This window comes from Ralstonia sp. GX3-BWBA (assembly GCF_003290055.1).
Lineage (GTDB): Bacteria > Pseudomonadota > Gammaproteobacteria > Burkholderiales > Burkholderiaceae > Ralstonia > Ralstonia holmesii.
Window position 1 is genome coordinate 191,045 of sequence record NZ_QMKS01000012.1, and the last position, 16,371, is coordinate 207,415.

Annotated in this window: 15 protein-coding genes and 1 tRNA gene; 13 read left to right on the forward strand and 3 right to left on the reverse strand. The window is 65.7% G+C overall.

The window, feature by feature from the left end; all coding sequences use genetic code 11:
• Positions 1 to 3: 3 nt before the first annotated feature.
• From fmt to DOD19_RS15235, 13 genes are all read left to right on the forward strand, one after another.
• Positions 4 to 987: a methionyl-tRNA formyltransferase gene (gene fmt, locus DOD19_RS15175; RefSeq protein WP_112186331.1), complete on the forward strand. Its 984-nt coding sequence runs from the start codon at positions 4 to 6 to the stop codon at positions 985 to 987.
• Between the two features lie 37 nt (positions 988 to 1,024).
• On the forward strand, positions 1,025 to 1,681 hold the full coding sequence (locus tag DOD19_RS15180; protein ID WP_024977070.1) for a LysE family translocator: 657 nt from the start codon (positions 1,025 to 1,027) through the stop codon (positions 1,679 to 1,681).
• 131 nt (positions 1,682 to 1,812) lie between these two features.
• On the forward strand, positions 1,813 to 2,673 hold the full coding sequence (htpX, locus tag DOD19_RS15185) for a zinc metalloprotease HtpX (RefSeq protein ID WP_112186333.1): 861 nt from the start codon (positions 1,813 to 1,815) through the stop codon (positions 2,671 to 2,673).
• 104 nt (positions 2,674 to 2,777) lie between these two features.
• Positions 2,778 to 4,109 (forward strand): 16S rRNA (cytosine(967)-C(5))-methyltransferase RsmB, encoded by a 1,332-nt coding sequence (gene rsmB, locus DOD19_RS15190; RefSeq protein ID WP_112186335.1) that lies wholly within the window; start codon positions 2,778 to 2,780, stop codon positions 4,107 to 4,109.
• 13 nt (positions 4,110 to 4,122) lie between these two features.
• Positions 4,123 to 4,896, forward strand: coding sequence for a DUF4390 domain-containing protein (locus DOD19_RS15195; protein ID WP_112186337.1), 774 nt, complete (start codon positions 4,123 to 4,125; stop codon positions 4,894 to 4,896).
• Positions 4,893 to 7,364, forward strand: coding sequence for a PAS domain-containing sensor histidine kinase (locus tag DOD19_RS15200; protein WP_112186339.1), 2,472 nt, complete (start codon positions 4,893 to 4,895; stop codon positions 7,362 to 7,364). The genes DOD19_RS15195 and DOD19_RS15200 overlap by 4 nt, the downstream gene beginning before the upstream one ends.
• Positions 7,365 to 7,400: 36 nt before the next feature.
• Entirely contained in the window at positions 7,401 to 8,114 is a 714-nt protein-coding gene (locus DOD19_RS15205; RefSeq protein WP_112186342.1) for a response regulator, read from the forward strand.
• A gap of 67 nt (positions 8,115 to 8,181) precedes the next feature.
• Positions 8,182 to 8,257, forward strand: a tRNA-Phe gene (locus DOD19_RS15210).
• 287 nt (positions 8,258 to 8,544) lie between these two features.
• Positions 8,545 to 8,850 (forward strand): hypothetical protein, encoded by a 306-nt coding sequence (locus DOD19_RS15215; RefSeq protein WP_024977076.1) that lies wholly within the window; start codon positions 8,545 to 8,547, stop codon positions 8,848 to 8,850.
• 182 nt (positions 8,851 to 9,032) lie between these two features.
• Positions 9,033 to 9,941 (forward strand): MurR/RpiR family transcriptional regulator, encoded by a 909-nt coding sequence (locus tag DOD19_RS15220; RefSeq protein ID WP_024977077.1) that lies wholly within the window; start codon positions 9,033 to 9,035, stop codon positions 9,939 to 9,941.
• 16 nt (positions 9,942 to 9,957) lie between these two features.
• Positions 9,958 to 11,313 (forward strand): aspartate aminotransferase family protein, encoded by a 1,356-nt coding sequence (locus DOD19_RS15225; RefSeq protein WP_112186344.1) that lies wholly within the window; start codon positions 9,958 to 9,960, stop codon positions 11,311 to 11,313.
• Entirely contained in the window at positions 11,307 to 12,143 is an 837-nt protein-coding gene (locus DOD19_RS15230) for a 3-keto-5-aminohexanoate cleavage protein (protein ID WP_112186346.1), read from the forward strand. Before DOD19_RS15225 ends, DOD19_RS15230 begins: the two co-directional genes overlap by 7 nt.
• Before the next feature lie 82 nt (positions 12,144 to 12,225).
• Positions 12,226 to 13,131 (forward strand): glutamate/aspartate ABC transporter substrate-binding protein, encoded by a 906-nt coding sequence (locus DOD19_RS15235; protein ID WP_024977080.1) that lies wholly within the window; start codon positions 12,226 to 12,228, stop codon positions 13,129 to 13,131.
• A 30-nt stretch (positions 13,132 to 13,161) separates the two neighbouring features.
• Here DOD19_RS15235 and DOD19_RS15240 read toward each other — a convergent pair whose 3' ends face one another.
• From DOD19_RS15240 to DOD19_RS15250, 3 genes are all read right to left on the reverse strand, one after another.
• A complete protein-coding gene (locus tag DOD19_RS15240; protein ID WP_112186348.1) occupies positions 13,162 to 14,448 on the reverse strand; it encodes a multifunctional CCA addition/repair protein in 1,287 nt (428 codons plus the stop codon).
• Positions 14,445 to 15,134: a glutathione S-transferase family protein gene (locus tag DOD19_RS15245; protein WP_024977082.1), complete on the reverse strand. Its 690-nt coding sequence runs from the start codon at positions 15,132 to 15,134 to the stop codon at positions 14,445 to 14,447. The genes DOD19_RS15240 and DOD19_RS15245 overlap by 4 nt, the downstream gene beginning before the upstream one ends.
• A 224-nt stretch (positions 15,135 to 15,358) precedes the next feature.
• Positions 15,359 to 16,363 (reverse strand): complex I NDUFA9 subunit family protein, encoded by a 1,005-nt coding sequence (locus tag DOD19_RS15250; RefSeq protein WP_024977083.1) that lies wholly within the window; start codon positions 16,361 to 16,363, stop codon positions 15,359 to 15,361.
• Positions 16,364 to 16,371: the final 8 nt, after the last annotated feature.

A 16,371-nucleotide genomic window follows, 5' to 3' on the forward strand; every position in this document is an offset into this window, starting at 1 on the left:
TCCATGACGTCCACCCTTCGTGTAGCGTTTGCCGGCACGCCTGAATTTGCGCAGATTGCCCTGGCGGCGATCCATCAGGCCGGCTTTCCCGTCGTTGCCGTGCTGAGCCAGCCGGATCGCCCGGCCGGGCGCGGCATGCAATTGCAGGCAAGTCCCGTCAAGCAGTACGCCGTGACGCATGGGTTCGCGCCGATCCTCCAGCCGCCGTCGCTGCGTCGCACGGGCAAGTATCCACAGGAAGCCACCGAAGCCATCGACGCCCTGGCCGCCCAGCGTCCTGACGTGATGGTCGTTGCCGCTTACGGGCTGATCCTGCCGCAGGAAGTGCTCGACCTGCCGCGCTTTGGCTGCATCAATATCCATGCGTCGCTGCTGCCGCGCTGGCGTGGCGCCGCGCCCATCCATCGCGCGATCGAAGCGGGCGACGCCGAATCGGGCATCACCCTCATGCAGATGGATGCGGGCCTGGACACCGGTGACATGATCGCCATGGAACGCGTGCCCATCGGCCTGACCGACACGACGGCCACGCTGCACGACACGCTGGCCGCGCTCGGCGGACGCATGGTGGTGGAGGCGCTCGCCAGACTGGCGCAAGACGGCAAGCTGGACGCCACGCCGCAGCCCGCCGAAGGCATCACCTACGCGGAAAAAATCGCCAAGGACGAAGCCACGCTGGACTGGTCGCGCCATGCCGCCGCGCTGCTGCGCCAGGTGCATGCGTTCAATCCGTTTCCCGGCGCATCGGCCGCGCTCGATGGCGTGACGATCAAGTTCTGGCAAGCGCAAGCGCTGGCCGACCGACCGGCTGATGCCGAACCCGGCACGGTCCTGGCCGCCAACGCCGAGGGCATCACCATCGCCTGCGGCGCCGGCGCGCTCCGCGTGACCCAGTTGCAGAAGCCTGGCGGCAAACGCCTGCCCACACGCGAATTCCTGCAAGGCCTGGCAATCGAGCCTGGCCAACGCTTCGCATCGCGCGGTTAACCGACCCATCTATGTATATAGAGAAGAGGATTTCGCCATGACCGCGCTGGGCATCGTCAATCTGCCGCTCTTCATGCTGGCCGTGTTTCTGCTGAATGTGACGCCTGGGCCCGACACGGCCTACATCGTCGGGCGCAGCGTTTCGCAAGGACGGGCAGCGGGGCTGCTGTCGGCGCTAGGCGTATCGGCGGGCTGCTGCGTGCACGTGCTGGCAGTGGCGTTCGGGCTGACGGCGCTGCTGGCGGCATCCACCGTGGCCTTCACGGTCATCAAGGTGGTGGGCGCGGCGTACCTGATCTACCTGGGCGGCCGCATGCTGCTGGCGCCGCCCGAGCGCGACGACGCCCCCGTCGAAGAAGGGGAAGCTTCCGCCGCCAAGCGCCCGCGTCCGCTCAAGTCTCTGTTCATGCAGGGTTTTCTCACCAATGTGCTGAATCCGAAGGTCGTGCTGTTCTTCCTGTCGTTCTTCCCACAATTCGTCGACCCACACGCCGCGCACAAGGCGCTGGCGTTCCTGGCGTTGGGTGCGGTGTTTATTGTCATGTCGACGATCTGGAATAGCCTGGTGGCGTGGGTGGCCGCCAGCGTCACGCGCCGCGTGGCGGGCAAGCCGGGCATCAAGCGCTGGCTCGATCGCGTTGTCGGCACGGCATTCATTGGGCTTGGCGCACGGCTGGCGTTCACCACCCGTTGATGGGTCAAGCGTCATCTGCGGCGAAATATCGCGCAAATATCGCGCAAATCCCGCGCAAACCCTTGAATTTTCAGCGATTATCGCGATCTAACAAAGTCGTAAAATCCGAGACCCACAGGAGCCACGCCCCCATGTTCAACTGGATCAAGACCTTCATGCTGATGGCAGCGATCACCGCGCTGTTCATCGTCATCGGCGGCATGATCGGCGGACGCAGCGGGATGATGCTGGCGCTGCTGTTCGCGCTGGGCATGAATTTCTTCTCGTACTGGTTCTCCGACAAGATGGTCCTGCGCATGTACAACGCGCAGGAAGTCAACGAGACCAGCGCGCCGCAGTTCTATCGGCTGGTGCAGGAGCTTGCCGGCCGCGCCGGCCTGCCCATGCCGCGCGTCTATCTCATCGACGAGGCCCAGCCCAACGCCTTCGCCACCGGCCGCAACCCGGAGCACGCCGCCGTGGCCGCGACCACCGGCATCCTCAATATCCTGTCGGAACGGGAGCTGCGCGGCGTGATGGCGCACGAGTTGGCGCACGTGCAGCACCGCGACATCCTGATCTCGACCATCTCGGCCACGATGGCCGGTGCGATCTCGGCGCTGGCCAACTTTGCCATGTTCTTCGGCGGCCGCGACAGCGAAGGCCGCCCGACCAACCCGATCGCCGGGATTGCGGTGGCGATCCTGGCGCCGCTGGCGGCAGCGATGATCCAGATGGCGATTTCCCGCGCCCGTGAGTTCGAAGCCGACCGTGGGGGCGCCACCATCAGCGGCGACCCGCAGGCGCTGGCTTCGGCGCTGGACAAGATCCACCGCTATGCCGCCGGCATTCCGTTTGCCGCCGCTCAAGCCCACCCCGCCACCGCGCAGATGATGATCATGAACCCCCTGCACGGCGGCGGCCTGGCCAACCTGTTCAGCACGCACCCGGCCACGGAAGAGCGCATCGCGCGCCTAATGCAGATGGCGCAGACGGGGCAATATCCGGCGTAAAAGCGGCTGCCCGGCCGGGCGCTTCCTTTATACTTCCGCAGTCCGCACGAGCCCGCCCATCGCGGGCTCGTTGCATTTTTGTTCGCCTGATTTCCTGCTGCCCGATGCGCCTGCCGCCCGATTCCCTCGCCCACGCCTTGTCGCTTGCCGCTGTTGCACTGGGCAAGCTGCGGCAGGGCATGGCATTGCCCCAGGCCATTGACGCCGTGTGCCAGGGCCAGCCCGCACCGGTGCGGGGTGCCGTCCAGGATCTCGCATACCGCGCCACGCGCTGGCTCGGCAGCACCGACTGGCTGATCCGCACGCTGATCCCGCGCCCACCTGCCGAAGGCGCCGCCAACCTGCTGCACGTGGCGCTCGCGCAATTACTGGACGATCCGCTGCCGTACGCGCCGTTCACTGTGGTGGACCAGACCGTCACGGCCGCATCGGCCGACCCGAAGCTTTCGCACGGCAAGGGCATGGTCAACGGCGTGCTGCGCCGCTTTTTGCGCGAGCAAAATACGCTGGTCGCAGACATGCAGGCAGACCCGTCGGCCGCCACCAACTACCCGATGTGGTGGATCGACGCCGTGCGCAGCGCGTATCCCGACGCGTGGCGAGCCATCCTGGCCGCCGGCAATCGCCGGCCGCCGATGGTGCTGCGCGTGAACCCGCGCCGCGTTGCCATCGACGCGTATCTCGCACGCCTGGCCGAAGCTGGCATCGAGGCCGAGCGCATCGGCGAACAGGCCGTACGCCTTGCGCGCGCCGTCCCCGTTTCCGAACTGCCGGGTTTCGCAGACGGCGATGTCTCCGTGCAGGACGCCGGTGCGCAACTGGCGGCAACGCTGCTCGACGTGGCACCCGGCCAGCGCGTGCTCGATGCCTGCGCCGCACCCGGTGGCAAGACGGGCCATCTGCTTGAGCTGGCTGACCGCCTGGACGTGACGGCGCTTGAGTCGGATGCCGCGCGCGCCGTGCGCATCAGCGAAAACCTCGCGCGCTTGGACCAGACCGCCACCCTCTGCATCGGCGATGCGGCCAAGCCCTCCACTTGGTGGGACGGCCGACCATTCGACCGTATCCTGGCCGATGTGCCGTGCTCGGCCGCCGGCATCGTGCGGCGCCATCCGGACATCCGCTGGCTGCGTCGTCCGGCCGACCTCAAGGCGCTGGCCGGCCTGCAGCGAGACATCGTGCGCGCCCTCTGGGCATGCCTGAAGCCGGGTGGCAAGTTGGTTTATGTCACGTGTTCGATTTTTCCGACGGAAGGCGAAGACCAGGCCCAATGGTTTGAACGCCATCTGGAAGATGCGATACGATTGCACGCGCCCGGCCAGTTGCTGCCGGTCTCGTCCGATGCGGCGCAGGCCAGCAGGTTCGCCCCCGGCGCGGCGCCCTTGCCGCTCGATCACGACGGCTTCTTTTACGCGGTTTTCCAGAAACGGCCCTGATGCACCGACCGTTGTGACTGTCATCCTTCGCCCATCGATCCGGCTGCTGCAATCCCGGTTCCGGCAGATTCTGCAACGACTGGTCACGCTAGTCGCATTGGGCATGCTGTTCCTGTGGTGCCCGGTCACGGCATCCGCACAATCCATCGAAATCAACCGGGCCCAGCTCGAATACGCCGACGGCGGCTGGAACCTCTCCGCCGATTTCGATTTCGATCTGCCCAGCAACCTCGAAGATGCGGTGAACAAGGGCATCGCGCTCTACTTCCTCGTCGAATTCGAGCTGATCCGCCCGCGCTGGTATTGGTTCGATGACCACGCCATCAGCGCCACGCGCGTGGTGCGGCTGTCGTATCACCCGCTTACGCGCCAGTACCGCGTGTCGACCGGCGGCCTGCAGGTGCCGTTCTCGCGTCTGAAAGACGCCGTCGACTTCATGCAGCACGTGCGCGGCTGGCGCGTGTTCGAGCAACGCGCCGTCAAGTCCGGCGAGACCGTGCAGGCCGAAGTGCGCATGCGCCTGGACGTGACGCAGTTGCCCAAGCCGTTCCAGATCAACGCCGTCAACACGCGCGACTGGAATCTCAGCTCCGAATGGAAGCGCTTCAGCCTGCTGGTGCCGAATGAGCCGCCGCCAGCCCCCGCGCCCGCACCTGCGGCGCCACCGGCCAGCGCACCGGCATCTTCCCCGCCGGCTTCCGGCTCGGCGGGCCTGTCGCCCAATCCGGGCTGGGGCATGAGCGCCGGCCCGTCCAGCGCAGGCCCGCTGCTGGCGCCCGCCAAATGATCTTCGATCGCAGCTACAAGCGGCTGCTCTATCAGGTGGTGGCGGGCACCATCGTCTTCCTTGCGATCGTGTTGGTGGGCCTGCTGGCTGCCGCATCGGCCAACACCGAGTTCTTCGACCGGTATTTCACGCTGCTCTACAAGGTCAACCTCGTCATCGGGGTGCTGCTGGTGGTGATTATCGGCGGGCTGATGCTGGCGCTGGCACTGCGCGCGCGGCGCGGCAAGTTCGGCACGCGGCTGATGACCAAGCTGGCGGTGTTCTTCGGCGTGGTGGGCGTGCTGCCGGGGGTGCTGATCTATCTGGTGTCGCTGCAGTTCGTGTCGCGCAGTATCGAGTCGTGGTTCGACGTGAAGGTCGAATCGGCGCTGGAGGCGGGCCTCAACCTCGGCCGCTCGACCATGGACACGGCGCTGGCCGATCTGCAGAACAAGGGGCGCCTGATCGCGGAGCAAGTGGGCGATGGGTCCGCCTCGGCCACGGCCATCACGCTCAATCGATTGCGCGAGCAGTTCGGCGTGCAGGAGGCGACCATCTTCACCGCCAGTGGTCGCGTGATCGCCACCGCGTCGAACACCTACGACACGCTCGTCCCGAACCTGCCCGATCAGGCGGTGCTCGAACAGGCTCGCGCGCCGGGCGGCTATGCCAGCCTGGAAGGCGGCAGCGATAGCGAAACCGATAGCGCCTCCGCGCAGGCCGCCTCGGCACCTGCGGCACGCAACAACAGCCGCCGCAGCGATCTGTATCAGTTGCATGTGGTGGTGGCACTGGGCACGTCGTCCCGCGACGAGCCCGCCCTGGGGCTGAACACGCCGGCGCGCAAATGGGCCGGCACCGGTTTGCTGGCAGATCGCCGGCCGGAAGATGGCAGCAGCACGTCGCGCGGCTTCGGCCTCATCGGCGAAAGCGGCCGCGACGAACGCTTCCTGCAGCTCGTGCAGCCGGTGCCGCAGGCGCTCGCCCGCAATGCTGACGCCGTCCAGCGCGCCTATCAGGAATACCAGGAGAAAGCGCTCGGCCGCACGGGTCTGCGCAAGATGTACATCGGCACGCTCACGCTCACGCTGTTCCTGGCGGTGTTCATCGCGGTGATGTTGGCGCTGCTGCTGGGCGCGCAGTTGGCACGACCGCTGCTAATGCTGCTCCAGGGCACGCGCGAAGTGGCCGAAGGCGATCTCTCGCCCAAGCGGGAACTGCATACGCGTGACGAACTGGGTGTACTCACCCAACAGTTCAACCAGATGACCCGGCAGCTTGCCGACGCGCGCCGCGCCGTGGAGCAGAATCGCGCGGCACTCGAGCAGTCGAAAGCCTATCTTGAGAGCGTACTGACCAACCTGACCGCGGGCGTCTTCGTGTTCGACCATCGCTTTGTACTGCTGACTGCCAACCCGGGTGCCGAACGCATCTTCAAACAGCCCTTCGGCGCGTGGGTCGGCCAGGCGCTGACCAGCATCACGCCGGTGGCAGCCTTCGCGCCGGTCGTCGAACAGGCCTTCGCTGAACAAGACGCAAGCACAGCCGCCGGCGGCGCAGTGGCCCACTGGCAGAAGCAGGTCGAAATTCCGCTCGAAGACGAAGACGAACCCCTCACACTGCTGGTGCGTGGCACGCGCCTGCCCGGCCCGTCGGTGGGCTCGCACGGCACCGAACGCGGCTATGTGGTGGTGTTCGACGATATTTCCGACGTGATCTCGGCGCAGCGCTCGGTGGCGTGGGGCGAGGTTGCGCGGCGCCTCGCACACGAAATCAAGAATCCGCTCACGCCCATCCAGCTCTCGGCCGAGCGCCTGGAGATGAAGCTCTCACCCAAGCTGTCGGATGCCGACGCCGAGGTGTTGCGACGCGGCGCCACCACCATCGTCAACCAAGTGTCGGCGATGAAGCGCATGGTCGATGACTTCCGAGACTACGCCCGCACGCCGCCGGCCATGCTGCAGGAGTTGGACCTCAACGCGCTTGCCGCCGAAGTGCTGCACCTGTACGGCATCGATCACCCTGACCGCCGCGATCATCCCATCATCGAGGCCAAGCTGGGCGCCAATCTGCCGCTCATCAAAGGTGACCCGACGCAACTGCGCCAGGTCATCCACAACCTGCTGCAGAATGCGCAGGACGCCGTGGCCGAGAATGAAGCGGCCGGGCGACCCGCTCCGCATGTCATGTTGCAAACTGACACGGTAGAATACGACGACGCCTCGGGCGCGCGGCGGCAAGCCGTGCGGCTTGCGATCGCGGACAATGGCGGCGGGTTCTCTTCCCGCATCCTCAACCGCGCCTTCGAGCCGTACGTCACGACCAAAGCCAAGGGCACAGGATTGGGCTTGGCCATGGTGAAGAAAATCATGGACGAGCACGGAGCGCGTATCGAATTGCGCAACCGCCAATCCAGCACAACATCGGGCACATCGGGTACCGACATCGTCGGCGCCCAGGTTTCCATACTGTTCGTAAAACTCGCGTAGCGCGGACGGCAATCCCGCCGCACATAGAGGAAAAGCATGGCCACCATCCTCGTTGTCGACGACGAAATGGGTATCCGGGAGTTGCTCTCCGAAATCCTCGGAGACGAAGGGCACGTTGTTGAAGTCGCCGAGAACGCTCAGCGCGCGCGCGAATACCGCGCGAACGCAACGCCCGACCTCGTCCTGCTCGATATCTGGATGCCGGATACCGACGGCGTGACGTTGCTCAAGGAATGGGCGTCACAAGGTCTGCTGACCATGCCCGTCATCATGATGTCGGGCCACGCCACCATCGACACCGCCGTCGAGGCGACCAAGATCGGCGCGCTGAATTTCCTGGAGAAGCCCATCGCACTGCAGAAGCTGCTGACGGCGGTGGAGCAGGGCTTGTCGCGCAGCAAGGAAAAGCCGCGCTCGGCAACGCCGGCTGCCACACCCGCGGCGGGACTCGCAGGTGCCATGCCCAACGCCGCAGCAGGAGGTACGCCTGCCGCGCTCGATCGCACCGATATCAATGGCGTACCGACCCGCGCAGCCGAGGGCGGCGGCATGCAGTTCTCGTTCGACATGCCGCTGCGCGAAGCGCGCGACCTGTTTGAGCGCGCCTACTTCGAATACCACCTGCAGCGCGAAGGCGGCAGCATGACCCGCGTGGCCGAAAAAACCGGCCTGGAGCGGACCCACCTGTACCGCAAGCTCAAACAACTGGGCGTCGAACTCTCTCGCAGCAAGGGCGAGCCCGCCGCCTGATCATCAAAGTGCCCAGAGATGCTTGACGACTGGGCACCAACCCTGTCATACTTGCCTTTCTTTGCTTGGCCCGGTAGCTCAGTTGGTAGAGCAGCGGATTGAAAATCCGCGTGTCGGTGGTTCGATTCCGCCCCAGGCCACCAAAATTCTTCGCACTTCAAGATCGATCGATTTTGCAGGGCAACAAAAAAGACCTCCTCGCGAGGTCTTTTTTCATTTCTGCGGTGCAATTCGCCCGCACCCGCCATCTCCCGATTTGCCGCGCCAGTCGCCGATCTGCGGCGCAGTGTCGCACCCACAAAAAATGTACCCGCACCTCTTGACGCAGCGCAGCTCAGGGTATACCTAGCAGCGTAAACTGCGCCAAACTGTCGCAGGTCTCGGTATAGTGACTCAACGCTATCAAACGGCAAGCACAAGGAGATTCTCCATGGCACTCGTTGGCACCGGTCACCACCACTTCCATTTCCACGCTTTCGACGGCATCAGCCGCAAGACGCGGTTGACGTGGTTGCGCAATGCCGCAGCGCTGACGTGTTTGATGGCCCTCGTCGCGGCCATGTGGGTTGGCGGCAATCTGTCGGCGTTGATGCATACGCCGCTCATGAGCGGGGTTTCGTCGCTGGGCGCGGTAATGATTCTGGCCTGCACGTGCATGGCGCTGAGCTTGCTTGGACTGATCGGCGCAGGCTTCTTCCAGTTCCGCATGGAACAGCTCGACGCCCCGGCAACCTGAGCCGCGCGCATCACACATCCCTGACGGAGGCTTCGGCCTCCGTTTTTGTTTGCCCATTACGGCCGCACGCCTTGAGGTGCGGCCGTTTTGTTTTCGTGCGCGGCCCCAAGGGTGAATCCGATATTGACTCAACTGTTTCAGTTGCGTAGTTTACGAAACAATTGAATCAATGCGATCACCTTATGACGTTCGATGGGCTCATGCAAACGCTGCGCGACCGCGCCGGCGATCTCTCTCCGCAACTGCAGCGTGCCGCCATGTTGCTTGAGACGCACCAGCACGACATCGCCCTGCTTTCGATGCGGGACCTGGCGCGCCGCTGCGACCTGCCGCCGGCCACGTTCTCGCGTCTGGCGCGCGCGCTGGGCTTTGATGACTTTGCCGCGCTGCGCGATATCTGCGTGAACCACCTGCGCCAGCAGGCCGACGGCTTTGCCGGCCGCGCCAACGCGCTGCAGGGCGACGATGCGGCAGGCGCTTCGGAGGCCGAACGCATCGGCATGGCCATCGGCGCGCATGTGCAGTCGGCGTTTTCACCAGCCAACCTGGCGGCGCTGGATACCGTGGCCGCTGCTCTCTGCAAGGCGCGCCGGGTCTATCTGCTGGGCGCGCGCAGTTGCCTGGCGCTAACGCATGCGTTCGGTTACGCCGCTCAACTGTTCGACGACAAGGTCACGCTGTGCGCCGGCAGCGGCAACACGCTGGCCGACCCGCTGCGCTTTTGCGGCGACGGCGACATCGTCGTGGCCGTCACCTTTGATCCGTACACGCGCGAAGTCATCGAGGCGATGCAGTACGCGCATGCGCGCGGTGCGCGCCTCGTGTATGTGACCGACAGCGCCATTGCCCCCGGTGCCGAGTTGGCGTGGCAACAGCTCGTCGCGCCCGTCGCCATTCCGTCGTTCTTCCATTCGCTGGCCGCGCCCATGGCGCTGCTCGATGCGCTGCTGATGACGTGGTTCCGCCACGCCGGCCCAACCGCGCTCACGCACCTTGCCGACAGCGACGCCCAGCTCAAGCAACAAGCCGCCTACGTGCGCAGCGCCCGCCGCAGTGAAGCGGCAGTCGCCGTGCCGCCCACCCAACGTTGAACCATCCCGACCGTCCATGACACCGTCCACCACCTCCGTCTTCCACCGCGACCCGCGCAAGACGCTGCCCATCGCTGTCGGCGGCGAGGGCATGACCCTCATCGACTCCGACGGCAAGCGCTACCTCGACGCCTGCGGCGGTGCCGCCGTCTCGTGTCTGGGCCACGGCCATCCGCGCGTGGTGGACGCCATCTGCAAGCAGGTGCGCGCGCTGGCCTATGCGCACACTTCGTTCTTCACGACAGACGTGGCCGAAGAACTGGCTGCGCGCCTGACCGCGGCTGCGCCGGGTGATCTGGATCACGTGTACTTCGTCTCTGGCGGTTCCGAAGCGATCGAGGCGGCGCTCAAGCTGGCACGCCAGTACTTTGTCGAGATTGGACAACCGCAGCGCCAGTACTTCATCGCGCGGCGTCAGAGCTATCACGGCAACACGCTGGGCGCGCTGGCGATCGGCGGCAACGCGTGGCGCCGCGAACCGTTCCTGCCCCTGCTGGTGCCGGCACACCATGTCTCGCCGTGCTATGCGTATCGCGAGCGCCTGGATGGCGAAAGCGACGCGCAATACGTGCAGCGTCTAGCCGATGAACTGGACGCGAAGATCGTCGAACTCGGCACGGAAAATGTCGCGGCCTTCGTCGCCGAGACGGTGGTGGGCGCCACGGCCGGCGCGGTGCCGCCCGTGGCCGACTACTTCCGCAAGATCCGCACGGTGTGCGACCGTCACGGTGTGCTGCTGTTGCTCGATGAAGTGATGTCCGGTATGGGCCGCACGGGCTATCTGTTCGCATACGAGGAAGATGGCGTGGTGCCAGACATGGTCGCCATTGCCAAGGGGCTGGGCGGCGGGTATCAGCCGATCGGCGCGACGCTGGTGAATCGCCGCATTTACGACGCGATCACGAACGGCAGCGGCTTCTTCCAGCACGGCCACACTTACATTGGCCACGCCACGGCGTGCGCGGCGGCACTGGAAGTGCAGAAGGTGATCGAGGAAGACAACCTCCTCGCCAACGTGCAGGCGCGTGGCGAACAACTGCGTGCGGCGCTGCGCGCGCGCTTTGCCGACCACGCACATGTGGGCGACATACGCGGGCGAGGGCTGTTCGTCGGCGTGGAGCTGGTGGCGGATCGCGCGACCAAGGCGCCGCTGGCGCCAGCATGCAAGACGCACGCACGCGTGAAGGCTGAAGCCATGCAGCGCGGCCTGATGGTGTATCCGATGGGCGGGACGATTGACGGCCGGCGCGGCGACCACATCCTGCTGGCACCGCCGTTCATTGCCAGCGCGCAGGACATCGACGCCATCGTCGAGCGGCTGGGCGATGCGGTTGACGCCGCCACCGTCAAGGCGCAGGAGGCCGCATGGTGACCAAACCCATCGCCATCGCCGTGGCGCCCAACGGGGCGCGCAAGACGCACGCCGATCACCCCGCGCTGCCGATCACGCCCGACGAACTGGCCGCCTGCGCGCGCCAATGTGTGGATGCCGGCGCCGCGATGCTGCATCTGCATGTGCGCCGCCCAGACGGCACGCATAGCCTGGCGCCTGACGACTACCGCCCGGCCATCGCCGCCGTGCAACGCGCCGTGGGCGATGCGCTGGTGATTCAGATCACCACCGAGGCCGTTGGCATCTACACGCCCGAACAGCAAATGGCCTCGGTACGTGCGCTGCAGCCGGAGGCGATATCCGCCGCGCTGCGCGAGCTGGCGCCCGATGCGGCGCACGAGGCGGAAGCGGCGCGCTTCTTTGGTGAGCTTGCTGCCACGCGCACGGCCATCCAGTACATCCTCTATTCCGCCGACGACGTGGTGCGCTACCGCGACCTGCGTGCGCGCGGCGTGCTGCCCGACACACCGCATTGGGTGCTGTTCGTACTCGGCCGCTACAGCGCAGGCCAGCGCTCCGATCCGTCGGATCTGCTGCCCTTCCTGCAGGCGTGGGCTGACGGCGGTGACATCACCGCCAACGTACCGTGGGCGATGTGTGCATTCGGCCCGCGCGAAGCCGAATGCGCGCTCAGCGCGGCGCTGCTCGGCGGCCACGCGCGCCTGGGGTTCGAAAACAACATGGCGCTGCCCGACGGCAGCACGGCGCCCGACAACGCGGCACTCGTCACCAACCTGCGACGGCATCTCGACGCGCTGCATCGGCCGGTGGCCAGCGCCGCAGAGCTGCGCAGCTGGTTCGGCCGCTAGACGCTCCGCACTCATCACCACGAAGCCAAAGCACAGACGGCCGCAACACAACAGGCCGCGCACCACAACCATTGGAGGAAGTATGCGTTTGACCACCCGCTGTATCCGATCCATCCCGCTAGCGCTGGCCAGCCTGCTCGCGATCAGCGCGCACGCGCAGGCCCTGGACGGCACGCTCAAGAAGATCCAGGACAGCAACACGATCCTGATCGGCGTGCGCGAGTCGTCGATTCCGTTCTCCTACCGCGACAGCAAGAACGAGATCGTCGGTTTCTCGGCTGACCTCTGCTCGCGCGTGATCGACGCCGTCAAGAAGAAGACGGGCAAGCCCAATCTGGACATCAAGCAGATTCCGGTGACGTCGCAGAACCGGACATCGCTGGTGCAGAACGGCTCGGTGGATCTGGAGTGCGGCGTGACTACGCACCTGAAATCGCGCGAGCAGCAGACGGCGTTCTCGACCACCTTTTTCATCGCCGGCACGCGCCTGCTGACCAACGTGAAATCGGGCGTGAAGGACTTCCCTGACCTGGCGGGCAAGTCGGTCATCACCAACGCGGGCACGACGTCGGAACGCATCCTGCGCAAGATGAACGACGAGAAGAAGATGAACATGAACGTGATCAGCGGCAAGGATTACGGTGAATCGTTCCTCACGCTGCAAAGCGGCCGCGTGGCGGCGTTCATGATGGATGACGTGCTGCTGGCCGGCGCACGCACGCTGGCACAAAAGCCTGACGACTGGGTCGTGACCGGCACGCCGCAATCGTTCGAGGCCTACGGCTTCATGCTGCGCAAGGACGATCCGCAGTTCAAAAAACTCGTGGACGACACGATGATCGGCGTGATGAAGAGCGGCGAGATCAAGACGCTCTACGCCAAGTGGTTCGAAAAGCCGGTGCCGCCCAAGAACCTGAACTTCAACTTCCCGATGAACGATCAGTTGAAGGCGCTGTACGCCAATCCGAGCGACACGCCGTTCGAGTAAGCGGCCGCACGGCCGGCTCTGGGTGGCAGCTCAGACGCCGGCCTGCGCAACGGCCTCGATGCGGGCCTGATGCACGGCTTGTTTGATGTGCGCCGGGTTGTCGGCATAGCGCTTGGCGACGGCGCCCGCGTCGATGGATGCCGCGGCTTGGAGCGCGCGCAGCAGACGCGCTGTCTGCGGATAGCTGCGGCCTTCAAACCCGAGACGGCCGCGTGCATCTGCCTCGCACGCCTGCAGGGCCTGACGGAAACGATCGGGCTTGCGCAGCGCATCGCAGCGTTCCAGCAGGCGTACCAGCGCCGCTGCATCAAAGCCGTCACAACGATGGATGTTGCCGTGCTCGCGCGCAACCACCAGCGCCAGTTCGCGGCACTCGGTGGGCACGCGCAGGCGCTGGCACACCGCGTCGATAAGGGGCACGCTGCGCTCTTCGTGGCCGATGTGGCGCGGCAGGATGTCCTCAGGCGTCGTGCCCTTGCCGAGGTCGTGCACCAGCGCGGCAAAGCGTACCGGCAGCGACGTCGCCATCGCTGCGGCCGTTTCGATCACCATCATGGTGTGCACGCCGGTATCGACTTCGGGGTGATAGTCGGCGCGCTGCGGCACGCCCCACAGCCGGTCAAGCTCTGGCAGCAGGCGCACCAGCGCACCGCAATCCCGCAGCACGGCAAACATGCGCTGCGGATGAGCCTCCATCAGGCCGCGGGCAATTTCCTGCCACACACGCTCAGGCACCAGCGCATCGACTTCGCCGGCCTGCACCATGCGCTGCATGAGCGCGTTGGTTTCGGGCGCGACATGAAAGTCGGCAAAGCGCGCAGCAAACCGCGCCAGGCGCAGGATGCGCACCGGGTCTTCCATGAACGCATCGGATACATGCCGGAACGTGCGCGAGGCCAGGTCAGCCTGTCCTCCATACGGATCGACGACGGGGCCGACCAGCGCGCCGTCTTCCGCCACGCGCTGCGCCATCGCGTTGATGGTCAGGTCGCGGCGGATGAGGTCGTCTTCGAGCGTGACGTCCGGCGCGTAGTAGACCGAGAAACCTTTGTAGCCGGCAGCCGTCTTGCGCTCGGTGCGGGCGAGCGCATATTCGGCATGCGTGGCCGGGTGCAGGAACACCGGGAAATCCTTGCCGACGGCACGAAAGCCACGCGCTTCCATGTCTTCGGGCGTGGCCCCGACCACAACGTAGTCCCGGTCCTGCACCGGCAGCCCGAGCAGCGCGTCACGAATGGCGCCGCCCACGGCATAGACATCCAGTCCGTGCGTGGCCGGATCGACGATGGCCTCGGTCTGTGCTGCGCGTTCCGTCATTGATTGGCGGCAACCAGCGTGTCTTCGTCCGGTGCGGTGCGATACGGCTCGTCGTCGGCGAGGAAGTCATGCTCGGCGCGTGCGCCATCAATCCACTCCTGCATGGCGGGCAGGTTGAGGATGTAATCGGCGTAGGTCTTTGCGGCCTCCGGCAGACGCACGCCGTACGTGGCGAAGCGGCTGACCACCGGCGCGTAGAACGCATCGGCCACCGTGAAGTGTCCGAACAGGAACGGACCTTCCGCTGCGTACTTCTGGCGCAGCTCGGTCCACATGGCTGCAATGCGGTCGATGTCGCGCTGCACGGCCACGTTCCAGCCCATGCCGGGCAGCACGGCCGTCACGTTCATCGGCATGTTGTTGCGCAGGTTGGTGAAGCCGCTGTGCATTTCAGCGCAGATCGAGCGGGCGTGCGCGCGGGCTTTCGGGTCTTGCGGCCACAGTTGCGCGCGCGGAAAGCGCTCGGCCAGCGTCTCGCAGATGGCGAGCGAATCCCACACGTTCATGTCGCCGTCCACCAGCACCGGCACGCGGCCGGCCGGCGAATGACGTGCCACGTCGGCGGCAAAGGTCTCGCTCAGCAGGCGCACGCGGATCTCTTCGAACGGAATGCCGGCCTGCTTGGCGAGCAGCCACGGGCGTAGCGACCACGACGAATAGTTCTTGTTGCCGATGACCAGTTTCATGATTCCCGTCCTTGGAGAGTGCACAGCAATTGTTGTGGGAGCCCGCCAGCATCGCGCGGGAATGCCGGGGCGCTCTAGTCTTGTTGTATCGGAAGCGGCGAGCGGCAGCGCGAAGGCGAACAAACCATTCTAGCCTTGCGCTGCACCGCCACAAAATGAAACGGATTGGCCACGGTTGTGAAGCGGATTCACAAACGCGCCAATACTCCGGGTTTCCGTAGCGCCTAGCGATGGACCCTTGTGCGTGCCGCACGCAATCCGCGGTCCGGCCCAAAACCGGCCAGCGCAGGCAGCATTACCGCTTCCATGCCGAGCGGGTGGATGCCGAGTTCCGGGGCGACCGGTTCCATGCTGACATTGTCCACGCGCATGGAGTCGAGGTTGTCCCGCGAGATGGGCGCGCCTGGCAGATGCTCAAGCAACGCGGCCTGCATACGGCCCAAGCCTTCGGGAAGTGGCACGATCCAGCGCGGGTGGCCGCTGGCACGTCCGGCAAAGCGCATCAGCTCCGCCAGGGTGTAGACGCGCGGCCCGACCAGCGGATAAGCATGCCGGATCGTCGCGGGCTTCTTGAGCGCATTGATGAACGCGGCGGCCACGTCATCCACGTATACAGGCTGGAAGCGCGCGTCGGCACAAGCCAGCGGCACAAACGGCGCCATGCGCTGCATGCTCGCGAACAGATTCAGGAAATGATCTCGCGGGCCGAACACCACCGACGGACGGAACACCGTCCAGTCAAGCTCGCTGTTCATGACCACGCGTTCGCCGTCGCCCTTGCTGCGCAGGTACATCGACGGGCCGGCGGGGTCGGCGCCCAGCGCGCTCATGTGCAGCAGCCGGTTCACGCCATGGCGTCGGCATGCGGCGACGATGCGGCGAGGCAGATCGACATGCACGCGCTGGAAATTCGGCCCGTACGGCATCTCGCGCGCATCCTGCAGCACCCCGACGAGGTTGATGACGGCACAGTGCTCGCCGCCGCGCTCGGTCAGCGCCAGAAACAGCGCGTCGAGGGCATCGTCGGCGTAGATGTCGGCGTCCATCACGTCCACACGCGGCAGCAGCGTGAGGTTGTGTGCGCGGGCAGACTCAGGATCGCGCGTGGGCACGATGATCCGGCCCTCGGGTAGGCCGGGCGCGGAAAACGTCTCCGTCACCAGCCGTGAGAGCAACTGCGAACCGATAAAACCGGTACCGCCAAAGACGAGCAGATTGGAGGGCTGCATGGAGGCGT